General features: G+C 72.5%; 12 protein-coding genes. 10 read left to right on the top strand and 2 right to left on the bottom strand.

Annotated elements, in window-relative coordinates; genetic code table 11:
• Positions 1–6: 6 nt before the first annotated feature.
• From coaBC to deoC, 5 genes are all read left to right on the top strand, one after another.
• The gene (gene coaBC / locus G555_RS0108275) at positions 7–1,224 is read left to right on the top strand and encodes a bifunctional phosphopantothenoylcysteine decarboxylase/phosphopantothenate--cysteine ligase CoaBC (RefSeq protein WP_028708525.1); all 1,218 of its coding nucleotides are present in this window, start codon (positions 7–9) and stop codon (positions 1,222–1,224) included.
• Entirely contained in the window at positions 1,221–2,426 is a 1,206-nt protein-coding gene (gene metK, locus G555_RS0108270; RefSeq protein ID WP_036921639.1) for a methionine adenosyltransferase, read from the top strand. The genes coaBC and metK overlap by 4 nt, the downstream gene beginning before the upstream one ends.
• 120 nt (positions 2,427–2,546) lie before the next feature.
• Positions 2,547–4,991, top strand: coding sequence for an aminotransferase class I/II-fold pyridoxal phosphate-dependent enzyme (locus G555_RS18720; protein ID WP_051208576.1), 2,445 nt, complete (start codon positions 2,547–2,549; stop codon positions 4,989–4,991).
• Positions 4,988–6,061, top strand: a complete 1,074-nt coding sequence (locus tag G555_RS0108260; protein ID WP_028708523.1) for a nitroreductase family protein — start codon at positions 4,988–4,990, stop codon at positions 6,059–6,061. The genes G555_RS18720 and G555_RS0108260 overlap by 4 nt, the downstream gene beginning before the upstream one ends.
• Before the next feature lie 187 nt (positions 6,062–6,248).
• On the top strand, positions 6,249–6,980 hold the full coding sequence (deoC, locus tag G555_RS0108255; protein WP_051208575.1) for a deoxyribose-phosphate aldolase: 732 nt from the start codon (positions 6,249–6,251) through the stop codon (positions 6,978–6,980).
• A gap of 3 nt (positions 6,981–6,983) precedes the next feature.
• Here deoC and G555_RS0108250 read toward each other — a convergent pair whose 3' ends face one another.
• The gene (locus tag G555_RS0108250; protein WP_036921637.1) at positions 6,984–8,960 is read right to left on the bottom strand and encodes a primosomal protein N'; all 1,977 of its coding nucleotides are present in this window, start codon (positions 8,958–8,960) and stop codon (positions 6,984–6,986) included.
• A 62-nt stretch (positions 8,961–9,022) separates the two neighbouring features.
• On the opposite strand from G555_RS0108250, the gene fmt reads away from it, so the two are divergent.
• The 4 genes from fmt to G555_RS0108230 all read left to right on the top strand — a co-directional run bounded on the left by fmt (position 9,023) and on the right by G555_RS0108230 (position 12,376).
• A complete protein-coding gene (gene fmt, locus G555_RS0108245) occupies positions 9,023–9,940 on the top strand; it encodes a methionyl-tRNA formyltransferase (RefSeq protein ID WP_028708520.1) in 918 nt (305 codons plus the stop codon).
• Entirely contained in the window at positions 9,928–11,268 is a 1,341-nt protein-coding gene (locus G555_RS0108240; protein ID WP_028708519.1) for an RsmB/NOP family class I SAM-dependent RNA methyltransferase, read from the top strand. Before fmt ends, G555_RS0108240 begins: the two co-directional genes overlap by 13 nt.
• Before the next feature lie 65 nt (positions 11,269–11,333).
• The gene (rpe, locus tag G555_RS0108235; protein WP_036921635.1) at positions 11,334–11,993 is read left to right on the top strand and encodes a ribulose-phosphate 3-epimerase; all 660 of its coding nucleotides are present in this window, start codon (positions 11,334–11,336) and stop codon (positions 11,991–11,993) included.
• Positions 11,990–12,376 carry a hypothetical protein gene (locus G555_RS0108230; RefSeq protein ID WP_028708517.1) on the top strand — a complete coding sequence of 129 codons (387 nt, stop codon included), beginning with the start codon at positions 11,990–11,992 and terminating at the stop codon, positions 12,374–12,376. The genes rpe and G555_RS0108230 overlap by 4 nt, the downstream gene beginning before the upstream one ends.
• Before the next feature lie 17 nt (positions 12,377–12,393).
• Here the strand turns inward: G555_RS0108230 and G555_RS0108225 are convergent, their stop codons facing one another.
• Complete coding sequence (locus G555_RS0108225; RefSeq protein WP_245581225.1) at positions 12,394–13,269, bottom strand: ArgP/LysG family DNA-binding transcriptional regulator; 876 nt, start codon at positions 13,267–13,269, stop codon at positions 12,394–12,396.
• Between the two features lie 68 nt (positions 13,270–13,337).
• Here G555_RS0108225 and G555_RS0108220 point away from each other — a divergent pair, with 68 nt between their 5' ends.
• Positions 13,338–13,952 (top strand): LysE/ArgO family amino acid transporter, encoded by a 615-nt coding sequence (locus G555_RS0108220; RefSeq protein ID WP_028708515.1) that lies wholly within the window; start codon positions 13,338–13,340, stop codon positions 13,950–13,952.
• The last annotated feature ends 20 nt before the right edge of the window (positions 13,953–13,972 follow it).

Raw genomic sequence — 13,972 nt, 5'->3', positions numbered from 1 at the left:
CCCGCCGTGAGTCGCGTCGTCCTCGGCGTGGGTGGCGGGATCGCTGCCTACAAGGCGTGTGAGCTCGTCCGCCGGTTCACCGAGGCCGGCGATGACGTGACGGTCGTTCCGACCGCGGCCGCACTGCGGTTCGTTGGCGCGCCCACATGGGAGGCGCTGTCCGGACACCCCGTGACCAGTGAGGTCTGGGATGACGTGGCAGAGGTCCGGCACGTGCGGCTGGGCAAGAGCGCCGACCTCGTCGTGGTCGCTCCCGCGACGGCCGACCTCCTGGCGCGGGCCGCGGCCGGTCGTGCCGACGACCTGCTCACCGCGACACTGCTGACGGCCCGCTGCCCGGTGCTGTTCGTCCCCGCGATGCACACCGAGATGTGGCTGCATCCTGCGACCGGCGCGAACGTCCGCACGCTCCGCGACCGCGGAGCGGTGGTCATGGAGCCCGCGAGTGGTCGCCTCACCGGTGCCGATTCCGGGCCGGGCCGGCTGCCCGAGCCCGAAGACATCCACGCCGTGGCGACCGGCCTGCGGGACGACGCGGCGACGGCGGCGATCGTGAGCCGAGATCTCGAAGGGTTGCGCGTCGTCGTCAGCGCCGGGGGAACGCGGGAGGTCCTCGACCCTGTGCGCTACCTGTCCAACGCATCGTCGGGGCGCATGGGGATCGGCATCGCGCGCGCCGCCGCCCTGCGGGGGGCGGCCGTGACTCTGGTGCGGGCCACGATCGGAGCACCCGTCCCGAGCGGGATCGAGGTGGTCGATGTCGTGTCGACCGCCGACCTGGCGGACGCGATGACGGCTCTCGCCCCGGACGCCGACATCGTCGTCATGGCCGCCGCTCCCGCCGACTTCACGCCGGCGACCCGCAGCGACGCGAAGATCAAGAAGGACGGGACGGGCGGGATGACGCTCGCGCTCGTCCAGACCCCCGACGTCCTCGCGGGCCTCGCGGCGGCGTCCCCGCGGGCGCGGGTGATCGTCGGCTTCGCCGCCGAGACCGCCGAGGGCGACGAGCTTCTGCGGCTGGGCACCGAGAAGCTCCGCCGCAAGGGCTGCGACCTGCTCGTCCTCAACGACGTCACCGCCGGCCGGGTCTTCGGCTCGCGTGACAACAGCGTCGTGATCATCGACCGTCAGGGGATCGTCGCGCGCGCCGCCGGCCCCAAGGACACGGTCGCCCACCACATCCTGTCCGCGGCGCGAGCCGAGATCGAGGGGGAGCATTGAAGCGTTTGTTCACGTCCGAATCCGTCACCGAAGGACACCCCGACAAGCTCGCCGACGCGATCTCCGACGCGGTCCTCGACGCTCTGCTCACCGAGGACCACGACGCGCGGGTCGCCGTCGAGACCCTCGTGACGACAGGGACGGTGATCGTCGCCGGGGAGGTGACGACAACCGCCTACGCCGACATCTCCCGGATCGCGCGGGACCGGATTCTCGCGGTCGGCTACGACGACGACGAGAAGAGCTTCGACGGTCGCTCCTGCGGTGTTCTCGTCTCGCTCGGTGCCCAGTCGCCTGACATCGCGCAGGGGGTCGACACGGCCGAGGAGGCGCGCAACGAGGGCTCGTCGGACGCCTACGACCGGCAGGGGGCCGGCGACCAGGGGCTCATGTTCGGCTATGCGGCCAACGAGACGTCGACGCTCATGCCGATGCCGATCGACATCGCCCATCGACTGGCCGAGCGCCTCACCGAGGTGCGCAAGTCCGGCGAACTGGAGTGGGTGCGTCCCGACGGCAAGACCCAGGTGACCGTCGAGTACGAGGGTGACCGTCCGGTCCGCGTCGATACGGTCGTCGTGTCGACGCAGCACGCGGCGGAGATCGAGCACGGAGACTTGGCCGCGGCGATCCGGGACCGGGTGATCGCCCCCGTGCTCGGTCGCTATGCGGTGTCGACCGAGGGCCTGCGCACCTTCGTGAACCCCACGGGCACCTTCGTCGTCGGCGGCCCGATGGGCGACGCCGGCGTGACGGGACGCAAGATCATCGTCGACACCTACGGCGGCATGGCCCGGCACGGCGGTGGGGCGTTCTCGGGGAAGGATCCGTCGAAGGTCGACCGGTCCGCCGCGTATGCGCTGCGCTGGGTCGCCAAGAACGTCGTGGCCGCCGGGCTGGCCGACCGCTGCGAGGTACAGGCCGCCTACGCCATCGGCCGCGCACATCCCGTGGGCTTCTATGCGGAGTGCTTCGGCACCGAGAAGGTGCCGCTGGAGCGGATCGTCGCGGCCGTGGACGAGGTCTTCGACCTGCGTCCTGCGGCGATCATCGACGACCTCGACCTGCTGCGGCCGATCTACTCCCAGGTGACGTGCTACGGGCACTTCGGCCGGGAGCTGCCGGTCATGACCTGGGAGCGCACCGACCGCGCCGAGGCGCTGCGCGAGGCCGTGTCGCGCCCGGTCCGCTCGGTGCTGTGAGGACGACGTCGTAGACCGATCGGGGCACGGGCTGGGGTCGTGTCCGGGGGAGCGCTGACTTAACCCGAGGAGGACCCCGAACGGGGAGCGGGCCGGCGCGCGGCGTCGTAGCTTCGACGCGTGAGCATCCTTGCTGCCGACCCGGTGGTCATCGGCCGGCCCGCGCGTGCCGGCGACATCACGATCGCCCGCTACACGTCCATCGTGGACGTCCCCGTCGCCGTGTGGGACGGGCTTGCCTCGACGACCGCGGTCGGTCTCGAGTCGGGGCACCTCCGTGCTGTCGAGGCGTCCGGCATCAACGACCTGCACCCTCACTATCTGATCGGTTCCTGCGCCGGCGAGGCGGTGGGCATCGCCTCGTGCTTCGCGTTCGACATGGACCTCACGAAGCTCACGACCGCGACGTCGCCCGAGGTGCTGGCCGCCGTGAAGGAATGGCGACCGGACTTCATGAGGTTCCGGCTGCTGGAGGTGGGGCACCTGGCGTCGCTCGGTGCGACGATCGAGGCGCCCGGCGAGCATCGCGAGGCGTTCCTGGGCGCTCTCGGGCCGACGCTCGACGAGCTCGCCCGGATCGAGGGCGCCGACCTGATCGTCGTGCGGGACATTCCGGTCGAGCGGTATCCGGACTTCCACGCCGTCCGGGCGGCGGGCTACCAGCCGGTGCTCGGTTTCCCGATCGCCCGTCTCGCCCTGCGGTGGCCGGATTTCGACGGGTACCTCGCCGCGCTGAAGCACAAGAAGCGACAGCGCATCCGTCGGGTGCAGGACGCCCTGCACGCGCCGGGCATCAGCGTCGAGGTGATCGACGACTACGCACCTCATGCCGACCGGCTGGCGGCGCTGTGGCGGCAGGTCGCCGAGCGGCACGGCGAGTACGAGCACGAGGTCCTCACCCCGGCCTACTTCGAGGCGATGGCGCGGCACCTGCCCGGACGCAGTCACGTCGTCGCGATCAAGCTGGACGGCGAGATCGTCGCGTTCGGCCTGGGCCTGGTCGGCGACGGGGACTACTTCGGCGTGGCGGAGGGAATCGACGGCAGCGTCCGAGACGACTACGCGCTGTACCCGAACCTGTTCCTGGAGGTGATCCGGGTGGCCTGTGACCTCGGCAAGACGTCGCTGAACCTCGGCATCACCACCTACGATGCCAAGACGTCGCTGGGCGCCGAGCTGCACCCGGTCGTGTTCCTGGTCAAGGCCGTCCGCGACCCGGATCACAGCGCGGCCTACGCGGAGCTCTTCCGCACCGGCATCCCCCAGCCGGAGAACCGCCACCGCGCCTTCGCGAGCTCCGACCCGGCGACCGTGGCCGCCCGCCCGCAGCCTGCCGACGCGGCCCGGCTGTTCGCCGACCCGGCGGATCCTGCCGACCCGTTCGTGAGGCCGTGCGGCTACACCCGCGCGGACGTCGCACGCGTCGCCGGCCTGTATCCGTTCCGCCCGGTGTTCGAAAGCGCGCAGGAGCCGGTCGTGGTCCACGACGGACGCCCGGTGGTGATGCTCGGAACCAACTGCTACCTCGGCCTCGCGACCCACCCGCGGATCACGGCGGCGGCGAGCGCGGCGCTCGCCCGGTACGGCAGCGGGTGCTCGGGGTCTCCGATGCTGAACGGCACGCTGGACCTGCACGTCGACCTCGCGGATCGACTGGCCCGGTTCCTCGGCAAGGACGACGCGCTGGTCTGCTCGACCGGGTATCAGACGAATGTGGGGGTCGTCTCGGCGCTCGCCGGGAGGGACGGCGTCGTCGTGATGGACGAGCGCAGCCACGCCAGCCTGATCGACGGGGCACGCCTGGCGGGTGCCACGGTGGTGCGCTACCGCCATGCCGACACCGCGGCGCTCGCGGAGGCGCTCGAGCGGCGGCCGGGCCGGCGGACGCTGGTCGTCACCGATTCGCTGTTCAGCATGGAGGGCACGGTGGTCGACCTTCCCGAGATCGTGCGGCTCGTCCGGGCCCGCCATGCGCGACTGCTGCTGGACGAGTCCCACGCGATCGGCGTGATGGGGCCGGGAGGACGCGGCGTGGCCGAGCATTTCGGGATGCTCGATCAGGTCGATCTCGTGATGGGCACGATGAGCAAGTCCTTGGCGTCGATCGGCGGCTTCGTGGCGGGCGACCGCAAGGTGATCGACACGCTGCGGCACACCGCGCGTGCCCATCTGTTCTCGGCGAGCCTGCCCCCGGCGTCGGTTGCGGCGGCGCTCGCGGCGCTGGGAGTCGTCGAGGCCGAGCCCGAGCGGCGCCGGCGCCTGCTCGCGAACGCCCGGTTCCTGGCGGCCGGCCTGCGAGACCTGGGGTACCGGGTGGACGACCACGGCAATGCCATCCTGCCGGTCTTCTGCGGCGACGAGCTGCTCACCCTCGCGGCGTATCACCGGCTGCTCGACGGCGGTGTCTTCGTCAACCCGGTCACCCACCCGGCGGTCCCGAGGAACCAGGAACTGTTGCGGGTCTCGCTGATGGCGACGCACACCGAGGAGATGCTGCGCCACGCCCTCGACGTTTTCGCCGCGGCACGCACCCCGACCTGGCCGGCGGGGGAGGCCCGGCCATGATCCCCGACGGGCTGTTCGCCGACCTGATCGCGGCCGCGCGACGCGCTCCGTCTCCGGACAACATGCAGGCATGGGTGTTCGCCCGGGCGGGGGACGCGATCGAGGCACGGCTGGAGCCGAGCCGTGTGCTCCCGACGGATGTGAACGCGATGTTCGCCTGGGTCGGCCTCGGCGCTGCGGTCGAGAACCTCGTGATCGCCGCCCGCCACGCGGGCCGCGACCCGGAGGTCGAGCCCGGAGCGCTCGGCCGCGACACGCCCGTGATCGTCCGGCTGGGGCGGGCCGGCGAGGGCGACGCGCTGGCGTCGGTGCTCCACGAGCGCCGGACCGACCGGGGCGCCTTCGAGGACCGACCGCTCGATACCGGGATTGTGGCGGCACTCACCGGTGCAGCCGCCGGGCTTGCTGCGGGCGTCCACTGGGCCGCCGGGCGCGGCGCACTCGACCGGATGGCCACGATGGACGCCGCTTCGACCTACATCCGGCTGGAGCACAGACCGCTGCACGACGAGCTCTTCGAGATCCTGCGGTTCACCCGGCACGACATCGAGACCACCGGGTTCGGGCTGGAGTTCGAAGCGCTCGGGGTGCCCGGCGTTCTCGTCTGGATGGGCCGATTGATGAGGCACGCCCCTGTCGTCGGGCTCGTGAGCAGGCTGGGAATCGGGCGGCTGGTCGCGCGCCGTCTGGCCGACCGGCTGCGGCATGCGGGCGCCCTGTGTCTGGTCACCGCACGACGCGCGGATGCCGCCGGCTACGTCGAGGCCGGGCGGGCGATGGAGCGGATCTGGCTCGCCGCGACCGCTCGGGGGCTGGCTGTCCAGCCGCACGGAGTCATGCCGCAGTACCTCACGAAGGCGGCCGTCGAGCCGGAGACCTTCGGCCGCTACGCAGAGGTGATCCGCGCGCAGCAGGACGACTTCGACGCCGTCTTCCCGGCGGCGGTCGGTGAGCATCCTGCCATCGTCTTGCGGATCGGCTGGGCCTCGGAGGCCACGGCGCGGCGCAGTGTGCGCCTGCCGGCCGATCGGCTGATCCGGGAGGGCCGTCGTCTCGACGAGACCGGGTAGGAGCCGCGCGCCGGACGACGTCCACAGTCAGCGCGCAGGGCTGTGGGTCGCGGGATCGGCATGACTAAACTGGGCTATACATGTACAGGCAACGAGCGACGGACACGCAGAGTGGCGTCTCCGCCGGCCATCGCAGGCCGCGCGTCCGTCTCGGGAGAGACACCGACATCAGAGGAGAGTGGTACCCATGCCCGCGCCGATCCACGTGAAGGACCTTGATCTCTCGAAGGAGGGGCTTGCCCAGGCGATGGACTTCTCGGTCCTGAACTCCGACGCGAGCCAGGACGACATCGACCACGGTATCGAGATCGCCAAGCAGTACGGATTCAAGGGATTCCACACCAATACCTTCTGGGCCCCCTACGTCTCGGAGCAGCTCGCAGGGACGGGCATCGAGACCGGGTGGGTGCTGGCCTTCCCGTTCGGTGCGGTCTCCACGGCCATGAAGGTCGCGGAAGCGAAGGAGGGTGTCACGGCGCTGAGCGGGAAGCCGTGGGTGGTGGACATGGTCGCCAACCACGGCGCGCTCAAGAGCGGCGACTACGACCTCTACAAGAAGGACATCGCCGAGGTCGTGAAGGTCGCTCACGACGGCGGGGCGGAGTGCAAGGCGATCCTCGAGGTGCAGTTGCTGACCGACGACCAGATCAAGACGGCGGTGGAACTGGCCAGCGAGGCGGGCGCCGACTGGGTCAAGTCGTCCACCGGACGCCACGGCGGCCCGCAGTTCAGCCAGGTCAAGATCATGTGCGAGACCGCACCCGAGCCGGTGAAGGTCAAGGTCGCCGGCACCGGGAGCTTCTGGACGCCGATGGTCGCGCTGGGATGCCTGCTGCTGGGCGTCGCGCGCATCGGCACCCGCAACGCGCCGTGGATCTGCGACGAGCTCTCCGGGGAGATCGCGCACCTCCTGAAGTAGCGCTCAGCCCAGCACCTGCGGGTCGACGCGGATCCGGAGCGCGCCCGTGTCCTTTCGCGCGGTGCGGACCGCGGCGGCGGACCTGACCTCGGCCGTCAGCGCCCGACCGGCGTGCCGTGCGGAGCGCAGCGTCAGCCGTTCGAGGTCGTCGGACGACGAGGCCGGCACCGGGGTGCGGGCGAGGATCGCCGCGCCGTCGGGAAGGCGGAGTTCGGCGGCGAACTCGGCGACGGCGTTCGGCGGCCCCTCGACCGTGATGAGCTTCGCCGCCGGCGGGAACCCCGCCGCACGCCGGTCGGCGAGCTCGCGGGTGGCGAACCCGACGGGGTCGGTCCGCACGAGGGCCCGCAGCGCTCCGGACGTGCTCGGGCCGACCGCCAGCACCGTGCCGCCGTCGGCCGCGGGGCGGACCAGCGCCACAGCATTGAGCCAGCGCCGGAGCGACTCCTCGGCGGCGCGCAGGTCGGGGCGGTTGAGGGCCGCGAGCGTGTCGAGCAGAACGGCGGCCGCATAGCCGTGCGCGGCACGCGGTTCGGCTCCCGGCGTGGCCACGACGAGCGCCACCTCGTCGGAGGTCTCGTCGACGATCCGATCCCCGGAGGACGTGATCACCCTGGTGCCGGGGAAGGCGCGTCCCAGCTCCTCGGCGGTGCGCGCCGATCCCACACCGGACGTCCGCAGGTCGCGCCCGCCGCATTCGCGGCACGCCCACCGGGTCTGCGGGGGCCCGCACCATGCGCAGGTGAGCCGGATTCCGGCCGCCCAGGGCTCGCCCTGCAGGCGCCCGCCGCACCGCGGACAGGCGGCCGGGGTCCCGCACGCGGAGCAGACGACGCCCCGCACGTAGCCGGCCAGCGGAACCTGCACGAGCACCGGCCCGGCCGCAAGACCCGCGCGAACCGTGTCGAAGACCTCCCGCGGCAGCCGTGCGGAGCGGGCGTGCGGGTCCCGGGTGAGCGCGAAGTCGGTGGACGCGGCGATGTGCACCACGGGCGTGCGCTCGCGCAGGGCGGCCGGCCGGACGGCGATGTCGTGGAGCCAGCCCGCCTCGACCCACGCCTGCGCCTCCAGACTGCGGGAGTGGGACGCGAGCAGGATGCCCGCTCCCTGCTGGGCGACGCGGATCGCGGCGACCTCCCGCGCGTTCGGGTACGGGGCGTGCGGCTCGGCGTAGTCGTCGGAGCCGTCGTCCCAGATGCCCACGAGGCCGAGCTCACGCACGGGCGCGAACACGGCGTTGCGCGTCCCGATCACCAGACGCTGCTGCCCCCGCACAACCGAAAGGAAATGCCGGTAGCGGACCGACGGCCCGAGGTCGGCAGCGAGCACCGCGAAGGAGTTGGGCCCGCACCTGGCCGTGACCTCGGCGGCGAGCCGGTCGAGATCGCGTCGGTGACCCACGAGCAGGATTGCGCCCCGGCCGCTGCGCAGCGTCTCCTGCGCCGCGGTCACCATGGCGCCGAACGGCTCGCCGAGCGGAGCGTGCACGGCGGCGACCTGCCACGCGGCGCGGGGGCTGCGGCCGTCCCGGAGAGCGGTGAGGAAGGACGCGCCCGCCGGGTACGCCGCGAGTGCGTTCTCGGAGATGTCGAGCACGGGCGCCGGCGGGGCGGCACGGTCGGCCCGCTCCGTGGCGGCATGCCGCGGCGGGACGGCGAAGCGCAGCAGATCGGCCACGGTGCCCGCGTAGTGGTCCGCCACCGCGCGCAGCAGCCGGAGTGTCTCTGGCAGCAGGACGGGCTCGGGCGAGACGACCTTGTGAAGCGGGGCGAGATGGCCCTCGTGACGGGGTGTGGCGCGGCGGTCCGCGATGAAGCCGTCCACGAGACGGCCGGCGAAGCGCACCCGCACCCGCGCGCCGGCGACGGCCGCATCGGCCAGGTCGGCCGGAACCGCGTACTCGAACTCCCGGTCGAGGTGGGGGAGGTTCAGGTCGAGCACCACGCTCGCCACGGGATCGACCACGCCCTGCCCTTCCATGCGCCGCACTCTAGCCGCCGGCCCCGACGATCCGCCGTGCGGCGACGCCCTAAGCTGAGAGGATGCGTGTGGTCTTCGCCGGGACGCCCGACGTGGCGTTGCCGTCCCTGGACGCCCTGCTCTCGTCGTCCCACGAGGTGGTGGCCGTCCTCACCAGGCCCGATGCCGCGAAGGGACGCAGCAAGCGGCTCGTCCCGTCCCCGGTCGGGCGCCGCGCGCTGGACCTCGGACTGCCGCTGCTGCGACCCGGCCACCCGCGCGATCCCGTATTCCAGGCACAGTTGCGGGAGCTGGCGCCGGATTGCGTTCCCGTCGTGGCCTACGGCGCGCTGCTGCCGCCCGGCGCGCTGGAGATCCCGGCTCGCGGATGGGTGAACCTCCATTTCTCGCTGCTGCCCGCCTGGCGGGGCGCGGCACCGGTGCAGCGTGCGCTCATGGCCGGCGCGAAGACCACCGGGGCCACGACCTTCCTCATCGACGCGGGCCTCGACTCCGGGCCGGTGTATCGCACGCTCACGACACGGATCGACCCCGCCGAAACGGCCGGTGAGGTGCTCGCGCGACTGGCCGTCGACGGGGCCGGGCTGCTCGTCGACACCCTCGATGCCGTCGCCGCCGGAGCCGAGCCCGAGCCGCAGCCCGACACCGGGATCTCTCTCGCCCCGAAGGTGACCGTCGCCGACGCCAGGCTGGACTGGACGGCCTCCGCCGCACGGCTGCACGATCTGGTCCGCGGGTGCAGCCCGCATCCGGGAGCCTGGACGACCTATGGGGGCGATCGGTTCAAGATCCTGCGGAGCCGGATCGCCGACCCGGCGGACCTCGCACCGGGACGGCTACGGGTGGGGAGGCTCGGGGTGTGGGCGGGAACCGGTGCCGGCACGCTCGAGCTCGTCACGGTGCAGCCGATCGGAAAGCGGCCCATGGACGCGGCGGCCTGGGGACGCGGGCTGCGAGACGACGACCCGTGGCTGCGGTGAGACGCCGCGCGGACCTCCCGCGGGTCACGGCGTTCGCGGTCCTGCGCGCGGTCACCGGGGACGGGGCGTACCCGAACATCGAGCTGTCCCACGCGCTCCGGTCGGCCGGGCTGACGGGTCGCGACGCCGCGTTCGCGACCGAGCTCGTGAACGGTACCTGTCGGTTCCAGGGCACCTACGACCGGATCCTCGCGGTGGCGGGGCGGAGACCCCTCACCACGCTCCAGCCGGCCGTCGTCGACCTGCTCCGGCTCGGCACGCACCAGCTCCTCGCCATGCGGATTCCGGTGCACGCGGCGGTCGCCGCGACCGTCGACCTGGCCCGGGAGCGGGTCGGGGAGCGCGTCACGGGGCTGGTCAACGCCATCCTGCGAAAGGTCGCCGCGAAGGAGCTGTCCGACTGGATGGAGGTGCTGGTCGCCGGCGAGACCGACCCGCTCGTCGTGCTCGCCACCCGCCTTCATCACCCCGAGTGGATCGTGCGGGCCTATGCGGACGTCCTGCCCGCGGACGAGGTGGAGGCGGCGCTCGCGGCCAACAACGAGCCCGCCGCCCCGACGCTGGTGTGCCGCCCCGGAATCACCGACCGGCGGGATCTCCTCGCCCTCGGCGCCGAGCCGTGCCGCTGGTCGCCGGTCGGCGCGCGCTACGACGGTGTGCCGGGCGAGCTGGAGGACGTGCGCAGCGCCCGCGTCGGCGTCCAGGACGAGGGCAGTCAGCTCGTCGCGCTCGCGTTGTCGCGGGCCGTCGAGGTCGCAGGCCCCTGGCTCGACCTGTGCGCCGGCCCCGGCGGCAAGGCGGCGCTGCTCCACGGTCTGGCCCGGGAGCGCGGAGTGCCCCTCGTCGCCGCCGAGGTGGCCCCGCACCGGGCGCGCCTGATCGACAGGGCGATGGCCGCCTATCCCGGGCCGCACACCGTGATCTGTGCCGACGGGACGCGGCCGGCCTGGGCGCCGGGCTCGTTCGCGGCCGTCCTCGCCGACGTCCCCTGCACGGGGCTCGGGGCGCTGCGCCGCCGGCCCGAGAGCCGCTGGCGCCGCGATCCCGCCTCGCTCGGCGACCTGGTGCCGCTCCAACGGGCGCTGCTGCGCAGCGCTCTCGCCGCCGCGCGCCCGGGCGGCGTCGTGGCCTACGTGACGTGCTCGCCGCACGCGGCCGAGACGACCGAGGTCGTGGACGCCGTGCTCGCCGATCACCCGCACACGCGGCTGCTCAGCGCCCCGCAGTATCTGCCGGGTGTGCCGGGCCTGCGTGGCGACACCGCGCAACTGTGGCCCCATCGCCACGGCACGGACGCGATGTTCCTCGCGCTCGTGGCGGTGGCGTAGGCGCCGCGGCGGGTGGGCGGGGCCGCTCGGCGGGCGGGAATTGTCGATAGAGTCTGCCCGTGGGCATGAAAATCACACCGAGCATCCTGAACGCCGACTTCACGAACATCGCGACCGAGATCTCGCGCATCAGCAGCGCCGACGGTGTGCACATCGACGTCATGGACTACCACTTCGTCCCGAACATGACCTTCGGCCTGCCGATGGTGAAGGCCATCCGGAGCGCGACCGACGCCTTCTTGGACATCCACCTGATGATCGACGACCCCGACCGATGGGCGACGTCGTACGCGGAGGCGGGCGCCGAGTCGGTCACGTTCCACGTCGAGGCATGCTCGGCGCCCGTCCGCCTCGCCCGGGAGCTGCGCGCCGCGGGTGCGCGTGCCTCCATGGCGCTGCGGCCCGCGACGCCGATCGAGCCCTACGCCGACATGCTCGGCGAGCTCGACATGGTGCTGATCATGACCGTCGAGCCCGGGTTCGGGGGGCAGAGGTTCCTCGACCTCACGCTGCCGAAGATCCGCCGCACGCGCGAGCTCGTGTCCCGTCTCGGCAAGGACATCTGGGTGCAGGTCGACGGAGGCGTCTCGGGGGAGACGATCGAGCGTTGCGTCGAGGCGGGGGCGGACGTGTTCGTCGCCGGCTCCGCGGTGTACTCGGCCGACAACCCCGACGAGATGGTGCGTGCGCTCCGCGCGCAGGCCGAGGCAGCGACGGCGCGATGACCGGTTCCGGCGGCCCGACGCCCTCGTCCGGGGCATCGACCGGATGGTTCCAGACCGGTGTCGGCATGGCCGCGCTGGGGCTGATCGTGATCGCGACCAACCTGTACTACTGGATCCTGCTGCTCGGCCGCGGCGACTCCCGGGGAATCCTGTGGTCGAACGCGGCCCTGCTGCTGGCCGTGCCGACGGTCCTCGCGATCCTCGCGATCGTGCTCCTGTGGCGTCGCCGGCGGCGGGGATTCTGGGTCGTGGTGGCCGAGTTCGCCGTCCTGCTGGTCACAGGTTTCGGCGACACCACCCTCCAGACCTCGACGTTCGTGGTGCAGATCCTCCTCGTCGTCGGCATCGTCGCGGCCGTCGTCGGGTTCTTCCGTACCCGCTGAGCGTCTGGTTCCCCTCGCTACCGCAGGGCGCGGGCGGCGGTCGCGATCGCCGCGGCGGCGGCATCCAAGGACGGCGTCCGGACACCCCACTGCTGCCAGTACAGGGCGACGTCCACCCCGCCGTCGTCGTCCAGCAGCACGACCTCGTCGCCGAGCGGCTCGGCCTGGAGAGCGGGCAGCATTCCCCACCCGTACCCGAGCCGGACCGCCTCGGCGAAGTCCCCGGCGCCCGGCACCTGGTGCCGGGGCGGCTCCGCCCCCGGGGCGTGTGCGGTCAGGTAGCGACGCTGCAGCTCGTCGGCCTGGTCGAACTCGATCATCGGCGCGGCCGCCAGTGCCGCGGCTGTCATCCCGTCACCGAACCAGCGGACCGCGGCCGCGCGCGACACGTACGGCCGGTAGCGCATCACGCCCAGAGGTGTGACCGTGCACCCCTGGACGGCCTGCCCGTCGGAGGTGATGGCTGCCAGCACCGTTCCGTCGCGCAGCAGGCCGATGGTGCGCTCCTGATCCTCGCGGTGGAACTCGAAGGCGATCTCGCCCGCCAGGGGAGCCAGCGCCGGCAGCACCCAGGTCGACAGCGAGTCGGCGTTCACGGCGAGCGGAAGACGAACCCCGCCGGCGAGGCTCATCTCGCGCGCGGTGTCGGCCGACAGAGCGGCCACCTGCCGGGCGAGGCGCAGCAGCGGAGCGCCCGCGCGGGTGGCCGTCACCGGCCGCGTGCGGACGACGAGAACGCGTCGTGTGGCCACTTCGAGCGCGCGGATGCGCTGGCTGACGGCCGATGGCGTCACATGCAGCGCCCGGGCGGCCGCATCGAAGCTCCCATGCTCGATCACCGCCGAAAGCGCCTGCAGATGTGCGAGGTCGAAGTCCATTGCCAGCCCGTTCATTAGCCATGCTGTTGCTACCACAGAAACATTAGCTTGTCTCAACAACGATCTCTCCGTACGTTCGACGTATGCCCACGTCGTCCGTTCTCGCCGCCGCCATCGCGGGTCTTGGCTTCGGCCTGTCGCTCATCGTCGCCATCGGCGCCCAGAACGCCTTCGTCCTGCGGCAGGGGCTGCGGCGCGAGAACGTCCTCCCCGTCGTGGCGATCTGCGCGGTCTCGGACGCCGTTCTCATCGCAGCGGGCATCGCCGGGGTCGGAGCGGTCGTCGCGGCGGCTCCGGCCGTCCTGACCGGGATCCGCTGGGGAGGCGCCCTGTTCGTGGCCGCCTACGGGGTCCTGGCCGCACGGCGCGCGCTGCGGCCCGGTGCGCTGCAGGCCGATCCGGCGGGCTCTCCGTCGACCCTCGGCTCGGCGGTCGCGGCATGCCTGGCGTTCACCTGGCTGAACCCCCACGTGTATCTCGACACCGTCGTCCTGCTCGGGTCGGTCGCCACCACGCACGGCGAGGCACGCTGGTGGTTCGGGGCGGGCGCCGTGACCGGCAGCCTCGCCTGGTTCTCGGCGCTCGGGTTCGGGGCGCGCTTCCTTCGACCCCTGTTCCGGTCACCGCTGGCCTGGCGCGTCCTCGACGGGCTCATCGCCGTCGTCATGTTCGCCGTGGCCGCGTCGCTCGTCCTCTAGCCCGCTCGCCGCACCCGCCA

The sequence above is a fragment of the Propionicicella superfundia DSM 22317 genome (assembly GCF_000423465.1).
GTDB lineage: Bacteria > Actinomycetota > Actinomycetes > Propionibacteriales > Propionibacteriaceae > Propionicicella > Propionicicella superfundia.
This window is presented reverse-complemented; position numbering and strand designations above follow the sequence as displayed.

What these genes read in the sequence shown, in the direction of transcription:
- G555_RS0108260 (WP_028708523.1), top strand. Translation starts at nt 4,988, where the DNA reads ATGATCCCCGACGGGCTGTTCGCCGACCTGATCGCGGCCGCGCGACGC.
- deoC (WP_051208575.1), top strand. Translation starts at nt 6,249, where the DNA reads ATGCCCGCGCCGATCCACGTGAAGGACCTTGATCTCTCGAAGGAGGGG.
- G555_RS0108250 (WP_036921637.1), bottom strand. Translation starts at nt 8,960, where the DNA reads ATGGAAGGGCAGGGCGTGGTCGATCCCGTGGCGAGCGTGGTGCTCGAC.
- fmt (WP_028708520.1), top strand. Translation starts at nt 9,023, where the DNA reads ATGCGTGTGGTCTTCGCCGGGACGCCCGACGTGGCGTTGCCGTCCCTG.
- rpe (WP_036921635.1), top strand. Translation starts at nt 11,334, where the DNA reads ATGAAAATCACACCGAGCATCCTGAACGCCGACTTCACGAACATCGCG.
- G555_RS0108230 (WP_028708517.1), top strand. Translation starts at nt 11,990, where the DNA reads ATGACCGGTTCCGGCGGCCCGACGCCCTCGTCCGGGGCATCGACCGGA.
- G555_RS0108225 (WP_245581225.1), bottom strand. Translation starts at nt 13,269, where the DNA reads ATGAACGGGCTGGCAATGGACTTCGACCTCGCACATCTGCAGGCGCTT.
- G555_RS0108220 (WP_028708515.1), top strand. Translation starts at nt 13,338, where the DNA reads ATGCCCACGTCGTCCGTTCTCGCCGCCGCCATCGCGGGTCTTGGCTTC.